Here is a 21,524-nt window from a genome sequence, read left to right as displayed (position 1 = left end):
AAAATTCATCCCGTATAATTGAGGATGAGTTATTTAACTTATACTTAGTATGTTCGCTGGAGGAATGAGATTCATGAAATTTGCTATGTTACTGTGGAGTTTTGGATTTTTTGAGTAACTACCATATCTTTTAAATAACAGAATCAATGTAGCAAAGGAGATTATAGATATGGAATTTAATAAAGTTATTCAGAAGAGAGAGTCTGTTCGTAAGTACAGTGATACAAAGCCAACAGAAGATCAAGTGAAATATATTCTAGAAGCAGGGCGCTTAGCACCAACAGCTTTTAATAAACAACCACAACGAGTGTATATACTAAAAAGTGAAGAAGCTCTTCAGAGGATGGACAGTGTTCATCCATGCCGTTATGGAGCACCGATGGTAATTCTAGTATGTTCCGATAAAAATGCTGCAAGTAATTTTCAGGGTGGAAATAGCTATTTGACAGATGGTGTTATTGCAGCAACACATATGATGCTGGCAGCAACAGATATAGGATTGGATACATGTTGGGCTGGAGTGAATGATGTTCTTAAAACACAGAAGGTTTTTGACCTGCCAGAAAACATCTATCCTATTTGTTTCCTGGATTTGGGATTTCGCGCTAGCGATTTCAAAGGTGTATCTAGCGATAAAAAAAGAAATCCAATTGATTCAATGGTAACTATTTTATAAAAAATTGCGGCGTAGCCCTAGGGCGATTGTAAAGCAGGAGTCATAACCTGCCGCCGTATTTACTCCTGTAGAGGAGTATAGCGGAAGATTCCGCGTTAATTAATGCAGCGCTGTGCCGGAAAAGTCACTGCAGAAGACATTCGGCTTACAACTGAATAAGGAACTTTTTACAAGGGTAATTAACGAGAGTCACGGCCTGATCAGCCATGGCTCTTTTTTAATGCCCGCAACTACAAACAATCAATTTTTTTTAATCACAAGGAGGATTTTATTATGGCATTTTTCAACTCAGCAGTAGGCGTACTTCAGACACTCGTTATCGCACTTGGTGCAGGTCTTGGAATTTGGGGCGTTGTAAACCTTATGGAGGGTTACGGCAATGACAACCCTGGAGCTAAGTCACAGGGCATGAAGCAGCTCATGGCCGGTGGTGGAGTTGCCCTCATCGGTACTACACTCGTTCCACTTCTTTCCGGACTTTTCTAATCCGGCCTATCACCAACAAAAATCAGGAGGGGCAGCGTAACAAGCTGCCCTTCCCTGAGAAAGGAGGCAATCGTTGGATAGTTTGTTAGAAAAACTGACTGATTGGCTCAAAGATATGCTGGTGGGTGGGATTATGGATAATCTCACATCTACATTTTCAACTTTGAATCAGAAGATTGGAGAAGTAACAGCACAGGTAGCACAGACTCCGGACCAGTTCCAGCCTACGGTTTATAACCTGATCAGGAACTTGTCGGAGAATGTGATTCTACCCATAGCAGGAATTATCCTTACGTTTATTGCCTGTTATGAGCTGATACAGTTGGTCATTGCTCACAACAATCTGGCAAACTTTGAAACTTGGATCTTTTTCAAGTGGGTATTCAAGACCTTTGTAGCAGTAACGCTGATTACAAATACCTTTAATATCACCATGGCAGTCTTTGATGTAGCACAACATGTGGTCAATCAATCAGGATCACTCATAGCGGGAAGTACAGCAGTAGATGGTTCTACGCTGGATACCATGAGGACGACACTGGAAGGAATGGATGTCGGGCCATTGTTTGGTATATTCCTACAGTCCTTTGCGGTGAAGTTCTTATTTGAGATTTTATCAATTCTGATCTGGGCTATTGTTTATGGTCGAATGATAGAAATCTATTTGACTATCAGCCTTGCTCCGATTCCTTTTGCGACCTTTGGCAATAGAGAACAGAGCATGATCGGACAGAACTATTTGAGATCCCTTTTTGCTCTTGGCTTCCAGGGATTTTTAATCATGGTTTGTGTTGCAATTTATGCAGCTTTGGTTCAGTCAGTTTCATTTTCTTCAGATATCATGGGCTCTTTGTGGAATGTCCTTGGTATCACATTACTTCTTGCATTCACTTTGTTTAAGACAGGTTCTATTGCAAGATCTGTATTCCACGCACATTAAGGAGGAAAAGAAATGGCATCTTATATTCCGGTGCCTCGTGATCTCACGAAGGTAAAGAGTAAAGTGGCATTCAACCTCACCAAGCGTCAGCTCATCTGCTTCTGTATAGCTGCAGCTATTGGTGTTCCTACCTTTTTCCTTTTGAAAAAGATTGGAGACTCAACCTTTGCAGCTATGGGCATGATGATTGTAATGATGCCGCTGTTTTTCTTTGCAATGTATGAAAAGAACGGACAGCCGCTTGAGGTATTCTTGCATCACTTTATTCAGGCAACATTTATCAGGCCGAAGATCCGGCCTTACAAAACAGATAATTATTACGCTGCCCTGATGAGGCAGGAGAAAGCAGAGAAGGAGGTAGAAAAAATTGTTTCTGAAAGCGAAAAAAAGAGACATCGCAATGCCGGCAGGGTTATCGAGAGCAGACCAGAAAAGAGTAAGAGCCGTCATCAAAGAAGCTCAGAAAAATGATGGTGTTCCCAGAACAGCTCAGCAGAGCATTCCTTTTGACAGGATGTTTAAGGATGGCATTTGCAGAATAGGCAGCGATTATTATACAAAGACGATTCAGTTTCAGGATATCAATTATCAGCTGGCACAGCAGGAAGATCAGACAGAGATTTTTGAGGAATGGTGCAGCTTCCTGAATTTCTTTGACAGCTCGGTTCACTTTGAACTCAGCTTCATGAATATGGCTACGGATGCTGAGAAGTTTGAAAAGTCCATTGCCATACCACATCAGAACGATGGCTTTAATGAAGTCAGGGATGAGTATACCGGCATGTTAAAACGTCAGATGGAAGCTGGTAATAATGGTCTTACCAAGACCAAGTATTTATCCTTTGGTATTCATGCAGAGTCTATGAAAGCTGCAAAACCGAGACTTATTCATATCGAGATGGATCTTCTTAACAACTTCAAGAGACTTGGTGTCCAGGCAAACACACTAAATGGTGCAGAACGCTTAGAGCTGATTCACCAGCAGTTTCATATGGGAGATGATGAGAAGTTCTTCTTCGACTGGAAATGGCTTGTGGGAAGCGGCCTTTCTGTAAAAGACTTTGTTGCACCTGCAGGACTTAATTTCAAAAACGGCAGATTATTCCAGATGGGTAATCTCTATGGAGCCATGAGCTTCTTAAGCATCACAGCGTCTGATATCTCAGACAGAATGCTTGCAGATTTCCTTGGTATGGAGTCTAGTCAGATTGTAACTATGCATGTGCAGTCAGTAGATCAGACTGAGGCGATTAAAACGGTAAAACATACCATTACAGAACTTGATCGAAGCAAGATTGAGGAGCAGAAGAAGGCGGTAAGAGCCGGTTATGATATGGACATTATTCCATCAGACCTTGCAACCTATGGTAAGGATGCAAAAGCACTCTTAAAGGAATTGCAGAGTCAGAATGAGCGTATGTTTCTTTTGACATTCCTGGTATTGAATACCGGAAAGACAGAGCAGGAGCTTGAGAACAATGTGTTCCAGGCAAATTCCATTGCCCAGAAGCATAACTGCAATCTGGTAAGACTTAATTTCCAGCAGGAACAGGGACTTATGAGTTCATTGCCTCTTGCCTATAACGAGATTGAGATTCAGCGTGGAATGACTACCAGCTCTACAGCAATTTTTGTTCCGTTTACAACGCAGGAATTATTCCAAGCAGGAGATGAGGCTTTGTATTATGGCCTGAATGCTCTTTCTAATAACCTGATTATGGTGGATAGAAAGAAGCTTAAGAATCCGAATGGTCTTATCCTTGGTACACCTGGTGCCGGTAAATCGTTCTCGGCAAAAAGAGAAATTGCAAATGCGTTTCTTGTTACAGATGATGATGTTATCATCTCAGATCCTGAGTCAGAGTACAGCGCCCTTGTAAAAAGATTTGGTGGTCAGGTCATTAAGATCAGTCCTACCAGCAGTCAGTACATCAACCCGATGGATATCAATATGAACTATTCCGATGATGATAATCCGATTGCCTTAAAGGCAGATTTTATCCTGTCTTTGTGTGAGCTTATTGTCGGTGGAAAGGAAGGACTTAAGCCTGTTGAGAAGACTGTCATTGACCGTTGTATTCATCAGATTTATCAGAAGTACTTCCTGAATCCTGTTCCTGAGAACATGCCTCTTCTTGAGGACCTTTACAATGCGCTTTTAAAACAGGATGAGCCGGAAGCTAAGAATGTAGCAACAGCCCTTGAAATCTATGTTACAGGTTCCCTGAATGTATTTAATCACAGAACCAACGTGGATATCACAAACAGACTTGTATGTTATGACATCAAAGACCTTGGAAAGCAGCTGAAGAAAATCGGAATGTTGGTTGTTCAGGATCAGGTCTGGGGCAGAGTTACAGAGAACAGAAGCCAGGGTAAATCTACCAGATACTACATGGATGAGATGCACCTTCTTCTTCGTGAGGAGCAGACAGCAGCCTATACCGTAGAAATCTGGAAGCGTTTCAGAAAGTGGGGTGGTATTCCGACCGGTATCACCCAGAACGTAAAGGACTTACTTGCTTCTAAGGAAGTTGAGAATATCTTTGAGAACTCTGATTTTATTTATATGTTAAATCAGGCGGTAGGAGATCGAGCAATCCTTGCCAAGCAGCTGAATATCAGCCCTCATCAGCTCTCGTATGTAACACATTCGGGAGAAGGTGAAGGGCTTTTATTTTATGGCAATGTCATCCTTCCGTTTGTGGATCGCTTCCCTAAGGATCTGGAACTTTATCGTATCATGACCACCAAGCTTGATGAGGTGGCACAGTCTCAGGAGGAGATGTAAATGAATGAAGATAAGAAGTTTTCGAAGGAAAAGTCACGGAAGAGAGCCTCCGGCAGGTACAGACAAAAAAGCCAGGGGGAGAAGCTGAAAAGTGAAACCTCTGCTAAAAAGGCTTATGGAAAGAAGTTCCGTCATGGAAAAAAGGACCTGGAGCTTACTGCAGAGGAAAAGAAAAAGATTAAAAAGCTTCAGGTACAGGGGCGGCATAAAATCCGCCGTGAAGTAGCTGAGAACGTATCCGTTCATCGTCAGATTGACAAAACGAATGAAGATCAGAATGTGGGTACAGAGGCTTTGAATAAGACTACAGCGACTGCTGAAAATACAGCAAAAACACTTCATCAGAGCAGGTATTCTAAGAAACTTCAGAAGGATGTCAAAAAGGGCGCTGAGGAGACCACATCCACAAAGGCAGTTCAAAAGAATTACATGAAAAAGGAATTTCAAAGAGCTGCCTATAAGAAATCACAGAAAGAAGCTGCTAATCAGGTTGGAAGCATATCAAAGAAATTTGTCGATAAGGCAGAAGACCTGGTTGGCAGATTCGCAGAATGGATTCGTGAGAAAATCATGGATAATCCGCTGGTAATCATTATTGCGCTTGTGATTCTTATTCTGATTCTGATGCTTTCCGGCAGTGCCGGTCTTGCAGGAGGAATGCTTGGTTCCTTCAGTGATACTACAATAGCTACTTCTTATACTGCAGATGACGATGATATTCGTGCTGTAGAGCGGGATTATAAGAGTAAGGAGTCAGATCTGCAGACGCAGGTAAACAACATCCCTACAACACATCCTGGATATGATGAATACCGTTATAACCTGGCTGAAATCAATCATAATCCTTATCAGCTGGCAGCCCTTTTGACAGTACTGTATGAGGATTATACGAAGGAAGAAGTGGAAGCTAAGCTTACAGAAATCTTCAACGCACAATATAAGCTTACGACAAGGGAAGTCGTTGAGACGAGAACCAGGACAGAAACCAGGACCGGTCATTATACAGATGAGCAAGGTAATACGCATTCCTACACTTATACGGTGGAAGTTGAGTATGATTGGCATGTTCTTGTGACAACTCTTACCAACAACACTATGGATTCTGTTGTAAGAAATATGGGACTGACTGAGGATCAGATGAGCCGTTATGAACTTCTGTTAGAAACAAGAGGTAACAAGGCTTATCTCTTTGAGGGTGATCCTTATTCCAATCCCGATCCGGGTGATTATCAGGACTATGACATCCCACCGGAAGCTCTTACAGATACCAGATTTGCCAATATGATTCGTGAGGCAGAAAAGTATCTTGGCTATCCATATGTGTGGGGAGGAAGCAGTCCAAGTACCAGCTTCGACTGTTCAGGTTTTGTAAGCTACGTCATCAATCACTGTGGTAATGGATGGAGCTATGGTAGACAGACTGCGGATGGACTTCTCAATAATTGTTGCACCAGAGTTTCAAAAGAAGATGCAAAACCTGGAGATCTTATTTTCTTCCAGGGAACTTATGATACATCAGGAGCCAGTCATGTAGGCATCTATGTAGGTAATGGCATGATGATTCATTGCGGCAATCCGATTCAGTACACATCCATTAATACAAACTATTGGCAACAGCATTTTTACACATTTGGAAGAATTCGATAGGAGGAAATAGCATGTTTGAGAAATTAGATAAACTTCGTGAAGAAGTCAGGCGCTGTGAAAAGCGTAGAGATGAAGCTAATGAGCGCTTAAAAGCTGCTCAGGCAAAATTAAAGGATGCAGAGGCCAGTCAGATCTTGTCTGATGTAGGCGCTTTGAAGCTTTCTCCGGAAGAGGTGGCAAAGCTTTTACAGCTTGCTGCATCCGGACAGCTTTCTGTTCCAACAGCTGAGAATAAGACGGAAAACACAACTACAGAAACTACATCATCCATCTATGGGGATGATGACAGTGATGATAATAAGGAGGAATCAGCGGATGAAGATTACTAAATTAAATAAGCGACTTACTGGAGCTGTAGCATGTGCTGCAGCTCTTTTTATTGGGATGACTCCCATGACAGCCTTTGCGCATACAGGTCCGGAAGCGGAATGTACCTGTGAGACGAAATGCACAGAGGACTGTGTAAATGAAGAGTGCCCTGTATGCAAAGAGGATATTTCTATCTGTCAGGGTGAAGAGAAGCCTGCGGAACCTGAGGAAAAGGAAGAAGAGAAGATGGGGCCTCTTACTCCGGATGGTAATCTGACTTTGGTAGATGATTATGGTTCGGTGGAAGCTGGTGGTAAGCAGTTTATTACTGTTGTTACCAAGAAAGGTAATTACTTCTATATCATCATAGACCGTGATGATAACGGTACAGAAACCGTTCATTTCTTGAATATGGTGGATGAAGCTGATCTCTTGTCACTAATGGATGAGGATGAACAGAAAGCTCTCCAGGAATCTTTAGAGAGCGCGGAAAAAGAGGAAACTACAAAGGAAACAGTTGAAGAGACTGAGACCACACCGGAGCCTGAGGTAAAGGAAGAAAAGAAGAAACCTTCTGTTGGTCCGGCTGCTATTGTAGCGCTTATTATTTTCCTTGGTGCAGGTGGATATATGGGATTTAAGTACTTGAAGGAAAAGAAGCCTAAGAAGGTATCGACATCACCTGATCCTGATGAAGATTACTTAGAGGATGAAGAGGACGATTATCTTGAAGATGCAGAAGAGGAACCTGATGAAGAAGTTCCTGAGGCTGAGGAAGATATATCGGAAGAGCCTGATTCTGAAGAGGATGAGTAATTGAATAATTGATTTCACGGGGCAGTCCATAAGGGCTGCCCTGGTTTGTTTTGGAGGGCAGATTATGGCAAGAAAATCAAGATATTTGTGTTACGTGGAAGGCTTGGAACAGCTGAAAGCCAAGCATGAAAAACGTAGAAAAATCGAAAAGGAAAAGTCTCTTACCAGGAAATTGAATCAGTACAAAAAGGAGGTGAGGGAGAATGGGTAAAACCACAAATTTTGATCCTGAAAAGGCAGCTGAGCAGCGAAAAGCTGAAATGAAGGATATTACAGAAAAGCTGGAAAAAGGTGTGCAGGATGTCTTTGGTTCAGAGCAGTTTCAAAATCTTTTGGATACCATGGCGAAGTTTCCGCATTACTCGGTGAATAACAATATCCTTATCATGATGCAAAAGCCGGACGCAACGCTTGTTCAATCCTATACCGGATGGAAGAAGATGGGACGCTTTGTAAAGAAGAGTGAGAAGGGAATCCGTATCCTTGCCCCGGCTCCTTTTAAGTTGGAAAAAGAACAGGAAAAGGTGGATGAGGCTGGCAAAGTCATTCTTGATAAAGATGGCGAAGCTGTAAAGGAAAAGGTGGAAATCAATCTTACTGCATTTAAGCCTGTGAGTACTTTTGATATCTCTCAGACAGAAGGTGAACCACTTCCATCCATCGGTGTAGATGAGCTTACCGGAAGTGTGGAAGGATATCAGACATTCTTTGAAGCAATCAAGGCAGCAAGTCCTGTACCTATCGGATTTGAGGATATCAAGTCCGGTGCCAAGGGATATTTTCATGTTGAAGATAATCGCATTGCTATCAATAAAGGCATGAGTGAGATTCAGACAGTAAAGACTGCAATTCATGAAATGGCTCATGCCAAGCTTCATAATTTGGAAGCTCAGAAAGATAACAAGCAGTCCAAAAACAGCAAAGAGGTGGAAGCTGAGAGCGTTGCCTATACCGTGTGTCAGCATTATGGCATTGATACTTCTGATTACAGCTTTGCATATGTTGCAACCTGGTCTCAGGGAAAGGAGATGCCTGAGTTAAAGGAATCACTTAATACGATTCGTGAGGCAGCAGCTGATCTTATTACAAAGATTGATGCGAAAGTACAGGAGCTTACCGCAGAGAAGGAACCTATCAGTTTCTATGTAGCTGAATGTGGTGAGTTTCATTCCATGGGCGAGTTTCATGAGAATCTGACCTTGCAGCAGGCAGTAGACATCTATAAGTCGATTCCGTCTGACAGGATGAATGGTGTAAAGACAATTGGTTTTGTCATCAAAGATGATCAGCTTCTTGCTAATGAATATGACCTAGTTGTTGGCAACAGATTGAATATGCAGGAGATGAAAGATATCCTTCCTGATCTGGCAGCACATCCTCTTGTTGTGAAAGCAGCTGATGAAATCACAAAGCTTTTACCTGAACTTAATGGAACTGAAAAAGAAGAATCTGTATCCAAAAAGATTAAGGAAAAGGCGAAGACTGCAAGGCCTAAGAAATCCAAAACATCAAAGAAGAAGGAGGAAGTTGCTATATGAAGTTAGTGATTGCGGAAAAGCCTTCGGTTGCTCAATCGCTGTCGAAAGTCATTGGAGCAAATCAGAAAAAAGATGGCTACCTGGAAGGTAATGGTTATATTGTCAGCTGGTGCGTAGGGCATCTGATCGAGCTGGCGAACCCAGAATATTATGATGAGAAATATAAGAAGTGGCGCAAGGAAGATTTACCGATTTTCCCTGTGCCATTTTCATATCAGGTAACAGCTTCCACGAAAAAGCAGTATCAGGTATTAAAGGAACTCATGAAGCGTTCCGATGTAGAAAGCCTTGTAGAAGCAACTGATGCAGGACGTGAAGGAGAGCTTATCTTTCGACTTGTTTATGATCAGGCAGGGTGTAAAAAGCCTTTTGAGAGACTTTGGATTTCATCCATGGAAGATAAAGCGATCAGAGATGGCTTTGCTAATCTGAAACCAAGCGTAGACTATGATGATCTCTATGAAGCTGCTCTTTGCCGTGAACGTGCCGACTGGCTTGTTGGTATCAATGCTACAAGATTCTTTTCTACAGTTTACGGTCAGACTTTAAATGTTGGCCGTGTCATGACTCCAACACTTGCAATGATTGTAGAGCGTGAAGCTGAGATCAAGGGCTTTAAGCCTGAGAACTTCTATACCGTTCAGATGATGGTTTCCGGTGTTGTTGTTACCTCAAAACGCTTTAAACATAAGCAGGAGGCAGATGAACTTGTAGAGAAAATCAATGCAGCTGATAAGGCGAAAATTTCTAAAATGGAGACCACTACGAAAACTGAGAAGCCACCACTTCTTTATGATCTGACAAGTCTTCAGAGGGATGCTAATAAGTATTATGGCTTTACTGCTCAGCAGACTCTTGACTATACCCAGAGTCTTTATGAGAAAAAGCTTGTTACTTATCCAAGAACAGACAGCAGATATCTTACAGATGATATGGATGACAGTACAGCTCGTCTCTGCTGCCTGATGAAAGATAAATACGGATATACGAAGATGGTTCCTATTTCTACAAAGCAGGTTCTAAACAGCAGCAAAGTATCAGATCACCACGCGATTATTCCTACAGAAAATGTTTCAGATGCTGATTACTCAGAAATCCCATCCGGTGAACAAAAGATTCTTGGCCTTGTAACTGCAAGGCTTCTTTCTTCTGTTGGAGATTCGGCTGAGATTACAGAGTATGCCCTGGAAGTAGAATGTGCCGGTGAAGTTTTTAAGGCAAAGAGTAAGTGCATCACAAGTCCTGGCTGGCATCTATTGGAAGACTGGATTCTTGGAAAAAAGCAGGACGAGGAGGAAGAGGACTCCGGTAAAAAAGATGATGGTGGTTCACATGGCATTTTGGAAATCCTGGAAGCGGATGCTTCTCTTTTATCAGAAGGTCGTGAGCTTCCTGCCAGAGATCCTAAGGTAAAGGAAGGAAAAACAACTCCTAAGAAAAGATTTACCGAAGACTCACTTCTTTCTGCTATGGAATCAGCCGGTGCTAAAGATATGCCGGATGAGGTAGAGCGTAAAGGGCTTGGCACTCCTGCAACAAGAGCCGGTGTTATTGAGAAGCTGGTTCGTATTGGTTTTGTAGAAAGACAGGGTAGTAAGAAAACAAAATATCTGGTTCCAACAGAAAAGGGAACTTCTCTTATTACTGTCATGCCGGAACAGATTCAATCGGCATCGATGACAGCTGAGTGGGAGCAGAAACTTTTGGAAGTGGAGAAACAAGATATTGCATCGGAAGACTTTATGGCTGAAATCAAGGATATGATTGTTGATCTGATTGAGACCTATGAGCCTGTAAAGGGTGCAGATAAACTCTTTCCACCTCGTCAGTACAAACAGTATAAAAAGTATCCGAAGAAAGGAGCGTCCAGATGGCAAAGATGAAGAAAATCAGAAAATGGGATGAAGTCACAGGAAATGCAGTAGAGGAACAGATTCCTGAGTCCATTGATCCGATAGAGGATGTTGGTGCAGGTCCATCTATCAGCAGAAATCATATGCGCGGTATCGAGGATATGGTGGAACAGAATGATAATTCATTTGACGGAATCATCAATAATGTGCCTGCAGCTCCTGTGCCTGATTTTGCAGAAATCAATGAAAAGGCAGATCAGGAGGATATTATTGCAGATACCAAGGCTTCTGTGATGGAGAAGATAAAAGAGCAGCAGGAAAAAGTGAAGCTGGCTCCAATACCGGAATCTGAGAAGAAGACTCCTGTGATTTGTCCCTGTAGGGAGATGTAATCATGAATAACAGAACGGAGCAGTTTCATTTCTTTGCAACTCCTGAGGAAGCTAAACTGATTCGTGACAGGGAGAAAGAAATCGGCATCTTAAATGAGAGTGCTTATCTTCGCAAAATGGCGATTGATGGTTATCTTATCCAGATGGATTTAAGTGATGTCAAAGAGGCTGTAAGGCTTCTTGGCATCACATCTTCCAACATGAATCAGTATGCAAAGAAAGCAAATGAAACCGGCAGTATCTACAAAGAAGATATCGATGATATCAGACTTCATCAGGAAGAACTTTGGAAAGTGATGAAGGAAATACTAAAGCGCCTGTCTACAATCTAAGGAAGGAGGTGAATGCGCATGGCGGCTACAAGACTTATCACGATGCATCAGAATAAAGGTAAAAGCGTAGCGAAGTCTCTTAGCGACAGAACAGATTATGCCAAGAATGGAGAGAAGACGGAACATGGTCAATATATCAGTTCCTACGCTTGCCAGGCTGAGAGTGTTGATGAAGAATTCATGCTATCAAAAAGAGAATATGAGCGCCTTACTGGAAGACATCCGAAGGGCAATATCATCGCTTATCAGATCAGGCAATCCTTTAAGCCAGGAGAAATCACACCGGAGGAAGCAAACCAGGTAGGCTATGAAACCGCCATGCGATTTACCAAAGGCAATCATGCTTTTATCGTAGCGACTCATACAGATAAGGCGCATATTCACAATCACATCATCTTTAATTCTACGAGTCTAGATTGTACTCATAAGTTCAGGGATTTCTTTTTCGTAGGCTTAGCTCTGCAGAGATTATCAGATATCATCTGCCTGGAGCATGGCTTATCTGTCATAGAAAAGAAAAAGCCAAGTGAGCGTATTAAGCGAACGACCTATCCTGAGAAGAAATCCTTTCGAGACGATATCAGAGAGGCGATTGATCAGATTCTTAAGGAATGTAGCGCAAAAGATTTTGATGAGCTGTTTTATAAACTGGAAGATGCCGGATACGAGATTAAGCGTGGAAAGCATATTTCTTTAAAGGGAAAAAATCAGAAGCGCTTCATCCGATTACGTTCCCTGGGTGCTGGTTATTCAGAAGATGACCTTAAGAAGATTCTTGCCGGTGAGATGGAGCATGCATTTGAAGATAATGAAAAAGCTGAGAAACAGCCAAAGACTTACCAACGAAAAAAGGAAGATCATGAGTTTGACCTTCTTATCGATATTCAAAAGAAACTGGCTCAGGGCAAAGGAAAATATTACGTCCGCTTTGCCAAGAACTTTAATACTAAGCAGGTGTCTAAGGCAGTTTTATATCTGAAGCAGCATGACATTCGAAGCTATGATGATCTTGAAAAAAATGTGAAAACAGCAACAGAACGATTTACGAAAATTTCAGCTTCTATCAAGGAAAAGGAGAAGAGACTTGCTGAGATTCAGGTCTTGAAGAAACATGTCTTTGATTACTTTAAGACCAAAGACGTATATGCGGATTATCGTAAATGCGGATATAGCAAGAAGTTCCTGGAAGAACACAGACAGGAAATCCTGCTTCATAAGGCTGCCAAGAATGCCTTTGATGAGCTTCATCTGAAGAAGCTTCCTAAGGTAAAAGATCTCAGTGCAGAGTATGCCGAAATCCTTGCAGAAAAGAAAAAGCTGTACGGTGAATATCGTCAGGTTAAGAAAGATATGCAGGAGATTCAAAGAGCAAAATACGATATCGATCAGTTCCTTAAAAGTGATGAAGAGCAGAAGAAGGAACGTACCAGAAAACGAGGAATCACTCTATAAATCTATCGGGGAATTTGTAAGTTTCGTACTTGCAGGTTCCCCGTCTTTTTTCATTTCTGAAAAAATTTCCAACGGAAGAAAATAGCGATTCGTAAGAATTGCGTAGCCACGCGTTTAGCTTGTTCAAGGGGATTGGGGATGAGCCACCAACGAGCGGATAATAGCTTTTTGTACAAAAAAGCACTGCTCGCCACTTTGCGAAGACGCGCCCTAACACCATCAAAGATGGTGCCGCGCGAAGAGCGGGGAGAATTTGACAAGAGAATAACAATTTGTATTTAAAAAATAAAACTATTTAAATATTAATTCGAAAATGACTTTCGAGAAGTCGAAAATTGTATTTGAAAATATGTGAAAGTGCGAGTATAATGTAATCTAGGACTATTTATAGGAACCGTAAGGTTCTTCACAAATATGGGTAATCCCCATAAGAGAGGAATTATATGGCTGTATCTTATAACGGATTATGGAAATTATTGATCGACAAGAACATGAAAAAGATGGATCTTGTTGAGAACGAAAACATCGGAATCAGTAGTAGCACACTTGCCAAAATGAGCAGGGGTGAGACTGTGTCCATGAGTGTCTTGGAGAAGATATGCATGGAGTTGGATTGCGATTTCGGAGACTTAATTCATTTTGAAAAAGACGAAAGTCAGAATTGATACAGGAGAAGATACTTATGGAACAGGTTGAAGTGAAATACGCTCCGGGGATGAGAATCATCGTTCGTGGCGAGGAGTGGATGGTAAAAAAAGTTGAGACGAATAGTTTAGGAAACCAGACCTTACATGTAATAGGTCTTTCTCAGCTTGTAAAAGATTATGAGTCGATGTTCCTTGTGGATGTTGAAGATGATATAGAGATTGTTGATCCGGCGAAGGTAACTCTTGTGCCGGATGATTCTGCGTTCTTTAGAAAATCAAAAGTTTATATCGAGAGTCAGTGGAGAGGAAAGATTCCAACTGACAATAAGATTCATATTGGTAACAAGGCTGCTATGGACTTAATGTCTTATCAGCTTGAGCCTGCACAGATGACTTTGAATAAAACAAGACAGAGAATTCTTATAGCAGATACGGTAGGACTTGGTAAGACACTTGAAGCTGGAATCCTTATGTCCGAGCTTATCGCACGAGGTAAGGGGAAAAGAATACTTGTTGTTACAGTAAAGAGTATGATGACACAGTTCCAAAAAGAAATGTGGAATCGTTTTACTATTCCTTTGGTGCGTCTTGATTCTTCAAGTATTCAGAGTGTAAGAGCTAAGATTCCAACAAACTATAATCCATTTTTCTACTATGACAAGACCATTATCTCAGTTGATACATTGAAAAATGATCTTGAGTACCGTACTCATCTTGAGAATGCATGGTGGGATATTATCGTTATAGATGAAGCGCATAATGTAGCAAAAAGAGGAGATAGAAGTTCTCAGAGAAGCAAGCTTGCCTCTCTACTTGCTAACCGCTCAGATACGCTTATTATGCTTACGGCTACACCGCATGATGGAAAAGGGCAGTCAGTTGCTTCCCTAATGAATATGTTGGATCCGACAGCGATTGCTGATGAGGAAAACTATACAAAGGATGATATTGAAGGACTTCTTATTAGACGTTTCAAGAAAGATATTCAAGATCAGGTGTCAGGTGCATTTAAAGAGCGTGTAATTACGATTGAAAGATGTGCAGCTTCTGCACGTGAAGAAGCTGCTTATGATATTTTTGCTGATATGAAACTGGAGATGGATGAATCAAGGACTAGAGGAAAAGGAATCTTATTTAAGACGAGTCTTGAAAAGTCTCTTTTCTCTTCACCGGCTGCTTGTATAAAGAGTATTGAGGCAAGAATTAGAAAACTTGAAAAGAAATATCCGGATGGGGATATGCCTGACATAGCATCATTGAAAGAATTAAAAGATGCTCTTGAGTTAATCAGTCCAGCTGATTTTTCAAGATATGCCAAGTTATTAAAACTTTTGAATAGTGATGAATATGGATGGTCTCCATCAAAGAATAATGATCGTTTGGTAATCTTTACTGAACGAATTGAAACCATGAAATATCTTGCTGAAAATCTCAAGAAGGATCTTGGATTAAAGGATAATCAGCTCGAAGTCATGCATGGTGGAATGAGTGATAAGGAGCTTCAGAGAATTGTAGATGAATTCGGTAGAGCAGAATCACCAATTAGAGTTATTGTTGCATCTGACGTTGCATCTGAAGGTATCAACTTGCATTACTTATCACATAGATTGATTCATTTTGATATTCCTTGGTCGCTTATGGTATTCCAGCAGAGAAATGGTCGTGTCGATAGATATGGTCAGACTGAGCAACCAGATATCAGATATATGCTTATTGATAGTAATAATCCGAGAATCAAGGGCGATGCTCGAATCATGGAAATACTTGTAAAGAAAGAGGAACAGGCCCTTAAAAATATTGGAGATCCTGCTATGCTCTTTGGAAAGTTCAATCAGGAAGAAGAGGAAGAGGAAACTGCAAAAGCAATTGAAAGTGGAGCAGGAGCAGATGCTTTTGAAAAGCTTCTTGATACTGATGAAGAAGAATTTGATCCATTGGAATTGTTAATGGGACTTGGGGATGAGAAAGAAGTTAAAGTTGAATATAGTGACGAAGAAACTCTCTTCTCTGATCTTGATTATGTAAAGAATGCGTTGGATATTTTCACTGATACGGAAGAAATAAAGTATTCTGATTTATCAGGGACGCAGGGTGTGGAAATTAAGCTTACCGACAATTTGAAGAAACGTATCAAAAAACTCATCCCACCAGAAGCAATGCCGTCGGATGACTATTTACGTTTATCTCCAGACAGAGAGTACTGCTTAAATGACATGAAGCGTTGTATGCAGAATGATTTAGCTGAAACTGCATGGCCAGCAACACAGTATTTGTGGAAACTTCATCCAGTATTTAATTGGATAGAGGATAAAGCCGGAGTCTTTTATAAAAGAAGTGAAGTGCCTGTCTTAGGTTTGACTAATAGCATTGGTGAGGAAGAAATGCTATTTATCGTGGCTGGTCTTATACCAAATAGAAAATCAACCACTGTCGTTGATGAATGGTTTGGTGTGCTTTACAAAAATGGTCAGTTCGAAAGCATCCTTTCAATGAGTGAGGTATTGCAGAAAACACATTTGAATGTAAAGGTACCAAATACACAGAAAGTTTCTGAAGAACAAATATCAAAGGGCCAGAATCTTCTGGAAGATGTGGTTGGTCGTGCAAGAAAGATAATGGCAGATAAGTGTGCTGAATATAAAGAGAAGACTGATCCGTACATTTATGAAGAGATGGAAAGATTGGAGCAATTGGAGCTGAGACATAAAGATGCGCAGCTTTCATTCTTTGATCTAGGGATTCCGGGAATGGAACGTAAAAAGTCAGAGAAAGAACGTGAAATTGAAGCAATCTTTACAAACTTCATGGACTGGGAAAAGGACACTCTGGAAATTGAAGAAAACCCATACATTAGAATTATCGCAGTTGTAACAGGAGTGAGATAACATGGAAATGATTCTAACAGGAATTGAAAATAAAAATGAATATTACACAAACCATTACTTCACTTCTATTTTTCAGGATAATGCTGAAGACACCATAAAGAAGTGGAAGCAAAAAGAGAAGGATGAAGAAATCCAATTACCATGGAAAAGACTTCGTGATGTAAGAACACAGTACTATAACATTCGTGATAGATATCTTCGCTCTAAAAATGAAGAAGTGAGCAAACCGATGATTCAGGAGCTTGCGACTCTATACTTAAAGGCGCTGGGATATGAATCAATAAATAGTGTTTCGGAAGAAGTGGCGGATGGCTTAAACGTACCTATCTTTCATGAAGTTACTAAAGCAAATGGAGCACCTTTATTATGGGCTTTTTTGTCTGTTGCAGCAGAACGCGATGATGATATCCTTCAGGGCTATATTTTTGAAAAGAGTGACGATGAGGATGAAAATGGCGCATCGGTTGATATTTCGAATGATGAGATCCTTGCAAAATTATTCTTTGCAGGAGAAGAAGCACCTAGATTTATCCTGTTATTTGGAATCAATCAGATTGCGTTAATCGACAGAAATAAATGGAATGAAAAGAGATATCTTCAGTTCATGATGGAAGATATTTATAGTCGACATGAAGAGTCGACTTTTATGGCCATGACTGTTCTTCTTCATAAGGAGAGCCTGTGCCCAGTTGATGGTGCAAGTGTATTGGATGCCTTAGATGAAAACTCGCATAAACATAGTGCAGGTGTCTCTGATGCACTTAAATATGCATTAAGAGAAAGTATAGAGATACTTGGAAATGAAGTTATCTATGATATGAAAACAAGACAGGGAATCAATCTGGATGGAAACCCTGTGGATGCTTCTGAACTTACTCTGGAATGTCTTAGATATATGTATCGTTTTCTCTTCATGCTTTTTATCGAGGCCAGACCAGAGCTAGGTTACGCGCCAATGAAGTCTCAGACATACGTACAAGGATATTCTCTTGAAGGACTTCGCGATGTGTGTGATCAAGTGAAGGAAGATAGTGAAGTTTTATCTGAAGGCTATTATATCGATGATACTCTAAAAAAACTTTTCCATATGACTTATTTTGGTTATCCGGAAAACTTGGAAAAGTACAAAAAAGCAATTGAGAAAACATCTATGCATGATGCTTTTACTATTGAAGCTTTAAAAGCACATATCTTCGATCCTGAATTTACGAAGCTTATTACAAAGGCAAGACTTCGAAATTGCGCAATGCTACAGATTGTTGACTTGATGAGCATCTCAAGGCCAAGAAATTCTAAAGAAAGAAGAGGAAGAATATCATATTCGGCTCTTGGCATTAACCAGATGGGTGCAGTATATGAGGCCCTTCTTAGCTATAGAGGTTTTATTGCAGAGGAAGATCTTTATGAAGTAAAGAGAGCTGGAGATAAATTCAACGAATTAGATGTTGGATATTTTGTAAAAGAGAATGAATTAGTTAATTATGACGAAAAGACGGAACGTGTTCGTTATGAGTCGGGAGAGAAGAAAGGTCAACTTCGAATGTATGAGAAGGGAACCTTCATATATCGACTCGCTGGAAGAGAACGTGAGAAGTCAGCATCATATTATACTCCTGAGGTGCTTACTAAGTGCCTTGTTAAGTATGCTCTTAAAGAGCTTTTGAAAGATAAGACCGCTGATGAAATTCTACATCTAACAGTATGTGAGCCTGCGATGGGAAGTGCTGCATTCTTAAATGAAACTATTAATCAGCTTGCAGAAGCATATCTTACAAAGAAGCAGGAAGAACTTGGAGAGACAATAAGTTACGATAAACGTTTTGAAGAATTGCAAAAAGTAAAAATGTTTATTGCAGATAGAAATGTATATGGTTGTGATTTGAATCCGATAGCTGTTGAGTTAGCGGAGGTTTCGTTATGGCTAAATACTATTTATAAAGGTGCTTATGTACCGTGGTTTGGTACACAGCTTGTAAATGGTAATTCACTTATTGGAGCAAGACGACAGGTATATTCACAGTCTGCATTAGAGGCTGGGAAATGGTATGACAATGCTCCTAGAAGAATTATGCCAAGTGAGACACGAACGAAAGATAGACAGCAGACTAGAACAAAGGAAATTTATCATTTCCTTTTAGGCGATCCGGGAATGGCTAATTATTCTGATAAAGTAATTAAAGCTTTAGAACCGGAAAAAATAAAATTCATAAATTCGTGGAGAAAAGAATTTACTAAGAAGTACGATGAAAATGACATTAAGACTTTGCTTAGCCTCTCAGAAAGGATTGATGACTTATGGAAAAAAACAGTTGAGTTGAGAAAGAAAGTCGAAGAGGCTACCTTTGAACCACTTAGTATATATGGATATGAGGATGTGGCAGAAGGAACGCATTTAACAACTAGGGAAAAGGATGCTATTTATAAAGAATTATTCAAATCTGAACACATGAATAACGCAGGGCCATATGCCAGATTAAAAGCAGCAATGGATTATTGGTGCTCGCTTTGGTTTTGGCCAATCGAAAAAGCAGAATTATTACCAGATAGACAAACATTCTTTTTTGAGATGTCATTGTTGCTTGAAGGAACAATTGGATCTGTTTCAACGAATACTACTGGTCAGTTGAGTTTTGTAGATAGTCAAGGAAATGCATCATATGATGATGCGGGAAGAATTAACCTTGTAACAGAAGGTTCCCAAATCGCTTTAGAATTTCAGGCTCAATATGCAACATTAGGAAGAGTTAATTTAGATGAACTAAGAAAGAGACATGAACGTCTTAATATAGCGAACCAAGTTGCAATGGAACAAAAATTTAATCATTGGGAACTTGAATTTGCAGATGTATTTGCTGAAAGAGGAGGATTTGATTGTATTATAGGAAATCCACCTTGGTTAAAAACAAGTTGGAATGAACAGGCAGTTTTGGGTGACAAAAACCCAATTCTGTCAGTGAAAAAATTAAGTGCTTCACAAGTGGCAGATAATAGAGAAAACATTCTAAAGAACAAAGATATATATAGCTTATATTTGTCTGAGTATGTAGGCGTTACAGGAACGCAGAATGTTTTAAATACAGAAATGCTATATTCTTCACTGAAAGGGCAACAAACGAATTTATATAAATGTTTTTTGCCATTAGCATGGGAGATTGGAAATAGTGACTCTATAAGTGCATTTGTTCATCCAAATGGTATTTTTGATGATCCAAATGGTGGGCGCTTAAGAAGAATACTTTATCCAAAACTTAGAAAACATTTTCAGTTTACGAACGAATTAAAGCTATTTGATGAGGTCCATCACAATACCAATTTTAGCCTTAATGTATATTCTAATTCCCCTGGTGAGTTTTTTGAAGTGATATCAAATTTGTTAGATCCATCTACAATTGAGGAATGTTATTCGGATAAGCTTGGTGATGCAGATGTCCCAGGATTGAAAAATAATGAAGGTAACTGGGAACTTAGGGGCCATAAGAATCGCATTATTGGCGTATCAAAGGAAGAATTAAAGATTTTTGCTCGTGTATTTGATGGAAATGATCTTTGGATGGAAGCAAGATTACCAATAATCCACCTAAACGAATATATTTCAGTTTTAAAATGCTTTGCAAATTATAATATGCAGATAAAGGCCTTGGGTACAAATATTGTTTGTTCGGAAATGTGGCACGAGGCTAATGATCAAAAAAAGAAAATAATTAGAAGAGAAGTGCATATTCCAGATTCGTTAGAATCAGCAATATATTCGGGGCCACATATAGGATTGGCTAATCCGTTTAATAAATCATCTAGAGTCAAGTGTGAATTAAATAGCGATTATGATACGGTTGATTTAAGTATTATACCTGAAGATTATCTTCCAAGAGTAAACTATGATATTGCAAATAAAAAGGATTTTTCTACGGCAATAATAGACACAAATTGGGGGAATAAGTTTAATCAGAATTATATGATATGTTCGAGAAAGATGCTTAACCTTACTAGCGAACGATCGCTTTATACATCGATTCTTCCGCCTGGAACTTCCTATATTAATGGAATATTTGGAATGGTTGTAAAAAGTGATGTAGCAATTATTGCTGGGGCAATGGCTTCATTGCCATATGATTATTACATGAGGGTGACAGGAAAATCTAATGCACATTTTGACACGTTTTCTTCATTCCCATTAATGACTGAGAGTCGATTTGCGGATGACATTAGAATTAGAGCATTGCTACTTAATTGTCTTTCTTCAAATTATTCAAGTCTTTGGGAAGAAGAATATAGAGACAGTTATCGAGAGTGTGAGTGGGGAAAAGAAAGTGAACTTTTACCAAAGGATACTTTTAGTGATATCTCACAACAGTGGAATAGTAACACACCGATTAGAAATGATTATCAAAGAAGACAAGCACTACTTGAATTAGATGTATTAGTCGCAATGGAATTAGGAATGACACTAGAGCAGCTTAAAACCATTTATAAAGTACAGTTCCCAGTAATGCAAATGTACGAACAAGATACTTGGTATGATCAGGAAGGCAAAATCGTTTATACAAATAGTAGAAGTATTAATGGGATAGGTTGTTCAAAAGAAGAATGGAATTCACATGTAAGAATAGAGACGATGCCTGTGGAGATTGAGAATAAAGCTGGATACCTTGGTGATGAGGAAGTTCTATTCAAAAAGCTTTATATTCCACCATTCTTCAAGTGTAATAGATTATCAGATTATGAAGAAGCATGGCATCATTTTGAGAAAAGGTTAGTTTAAT

17 protein-coding genes are annotated in these 21,524 nt (G+C 39.9%); all 17 read left to right on the top strand.

What is annotated here, in order from left to right; all coding sequences use genetic code 11:
• Positions 1-169: 169 nt before the first annotated feature.
• The 17 genes from CRO04_RS17430 to CRO04_RS17355 all read left to right on the top strand — a co-directional run bounded on the left by CRO04_RS17430 (position 170) and on the right by CRO04_RS17355 (position 21,523).
• On the top strand, positions 170-676 hold the full coding sequence (locus tag CRO04_RS17430; RefSeq protein WP_097005520.1) for a nitroreductase family protein: 507 nt from the start codon (positions 170-172) through the stop codon (positions 674-676).
• Positions 677-949: 273 nt separating this feature from the next.
• Entirely contained in the window at positions 950-1,162 is a 213-nt protein-coding gene (locus CRO04_RS17425) for a Maff2 family mobile element protein (RefSeq protein ID WP_004602781.1), read from the top strand.
• 73 nt (positions 1,163-1,235) lie between these two features.
• The gene (locus CRO04_RS17420) at positions 1,236-2,102 is read left to right on the top strand and encodes a VirB6/TrbL-like conjugal transfer protein, CD1112 family (RefSeq protein ID WP_097005519.1); all 867 of its coding nucleotides are present in this window, start codon (positions 1,236-1,238) and stop codon (positions 2,100-2,102) included.
• A 12-nt stretch (positions 2,103-2,114) separates the two neighbouring features.
• Entirely contained in the window at positions 2,115-2,573 is a 459-nt protein-coding gene (locus CRO04_RS17415) for a PrgI family protein (protein ID WP_026508817.1), read from the top strand.
• Positions 2,503-4,893, top strand: coding sequence for a VirB4-like conjugal transfer ATPase, CD1110 family (locus CRO04_RS17410; protein WP_097005518.1), 2,391 nt, complete (start codon positions 2,503-2,505; stop codon positions 4,891-4,893). Before CRO04_RS17415 ends, CRO04_RS17410 begins: the two co-directional genes overlap by 71 nt.
• The gene (locus CRO04_RS17405) at positions 4,894-6,540 is read left to right on the top strand and encodes a C40 family peptidase (protein ID WP_097005517.1); all 1,647 of its coding nucleotides are present in this window, start codon (positions 4,894-4,896) and stop codon (positions 6,538-6,540) included.
• An 11-nt stretch (positions 6,541-6,551) separates the two neighbouring features.
• Positions 6,552-6,869, top strand: coding sequence for a DUF4315 family protein (locus CRO04_RS17400; protein WP_097005516.1), 318 nt, complete (start codon positions 6,552-6,554; stop codon positions 6,867-6,869).
• Complete coding sequence (locus CRO04_RS17395; RefSeq protein ID WP_166432601.1) at positions 6,856-7,665, top strand: DUF4366 domain-containing protein; 810 nt, start codon at positions 6,856-6,858, stop codon at positions 7,663-7,665. The genes CRO04_RS17400 and CRO04_RS17395 overlap by 14 nt, the downstream gene beginning before the upstream one ends.
• Positions 7,666-7,729: 64 nt before the next feature.
• Positions 7,730-7,876, top strand: a complete 147-nt coding sequence (locus CRO04_RS26355) for a hypothetical protein (RefSeq protein ID WP_166432600.1) — start codon at positions 7,730-7,732, stop codon at positions 7,874-7,876.
• A complete protein-coding gene (locus CRO04_RS17390) occupies positions 7,869-9,203 on the top strand; it encodes an ArdC family protein (protein ID WP_097005514.1) in 1,335 nt (444 codons plus the stop codon). Before CRO04_RS26355 ends, CRO04_RS17390 begins: the two co-directional genes overlap by 8 nt.
• Positions 9,200-11,086 carry a DNA topoisomerase 3 gene (locus tag CRO04_RS17385; RefSeq protein WP_097005513.1) on the top strand — a complete coding sequence of 629 codons (1,887 nt, stop codon included), beginning with the start codon at positions 9,200-9,202 and terminating at the stop codon, positions 11,084-11,086. Before CRO04_RS17390 ends, CRO04_RS17385 begins: the two co-directional genes overlap by 4 nt.
• Positions 11,074-11,448, top strand: a complete 375-nt coding sequence (locus tag CRO04_RS17380) for a DUF4316 domain-containing protein (protein ID WP_097005512.1) — start codon at positions 11,074-11,076, stop codon at positions 11,446-11,448. The genes CRO04_RS17385 and CRO04_RS17380 overlap by 13 nt, the downstream gene beginning before the upstream one ends.
• Positions 11,449-11,450: 2 nt before the next feature.
• Positions 11,451-11,780 (top strand): plasmid mobilization protein, encoded by a 330-nt coding sequence (locus tag CRO04_RS17375; RefSeq protein WP_004602770.1) that lies wholly within the window; start codon positions 11,451-11,453, stop codon positions 11,778-11,780.
• Positions 11,781-11,798: 18 nt separating this feature from the next.
• Positions 11,799-13,232, top strand: a complete 1,434-nt coding sequence (locus CRO04_RS17370; RefSeq protein WP_097005511.1) for a relaxase/mobilization nuclease domain-containing protein — start codon at positions 11,799-11,801, stop codon at positions 13,230-13,232.
• A 443-nt stretch (positions 13,233-13,675) separates the two neighbouring features.
• Complete coding sequence (locus tag CRO04_RS17365; protein WP_097005510.1) at positions 13,676-13,897, top strand: helix-turn-helix domain-containing protein; 222 nt, start codon at positions 13,676-13,678, stop codon at positions 13,895-13,897.
• Between the two features lie 17 nt (positions 13,898-13,914).
• Positions 13,915-16,764, top strand: coding sequence for a DEAD/DEAH box helicase (locus CRO04_RS17360; protein ID WP_097005509.1), 2,850 nt, complete (start codon positions 13,915-13,917; stop codon positions 16,762-16,764).
• Between the two features lies 1 nt (position 16,765).
• Complete coding sequence (locus CRO04_RS17355; RefSeq protein WP_242974535.1) at positions 16,766-21,523, top strand: Eco57I restriction-modification methylase domain-containing protein; 4,758 nt, start codon at positions 16,766-16,768, stop codon at positions 21,521-21,523.
• Position 21,524 lies beyond the last annotated feature (1 nt).

Origin of the sequence: Lacrimispora amygdalina (assembly GCF_900205965.1) — a bacterium.
Classification (GTDB): Bacteria; Bacillota; Clostridia; order Lachnospirales; family Lachnospiraceae; genus Lacrimispora; species Lacrimispora amygdalina_A.
The sequence above is the reverse complement of the archived record's forward strand: the minus strand, read 5'-3'. Positions and strand labels throughout refer to the sequence as shown.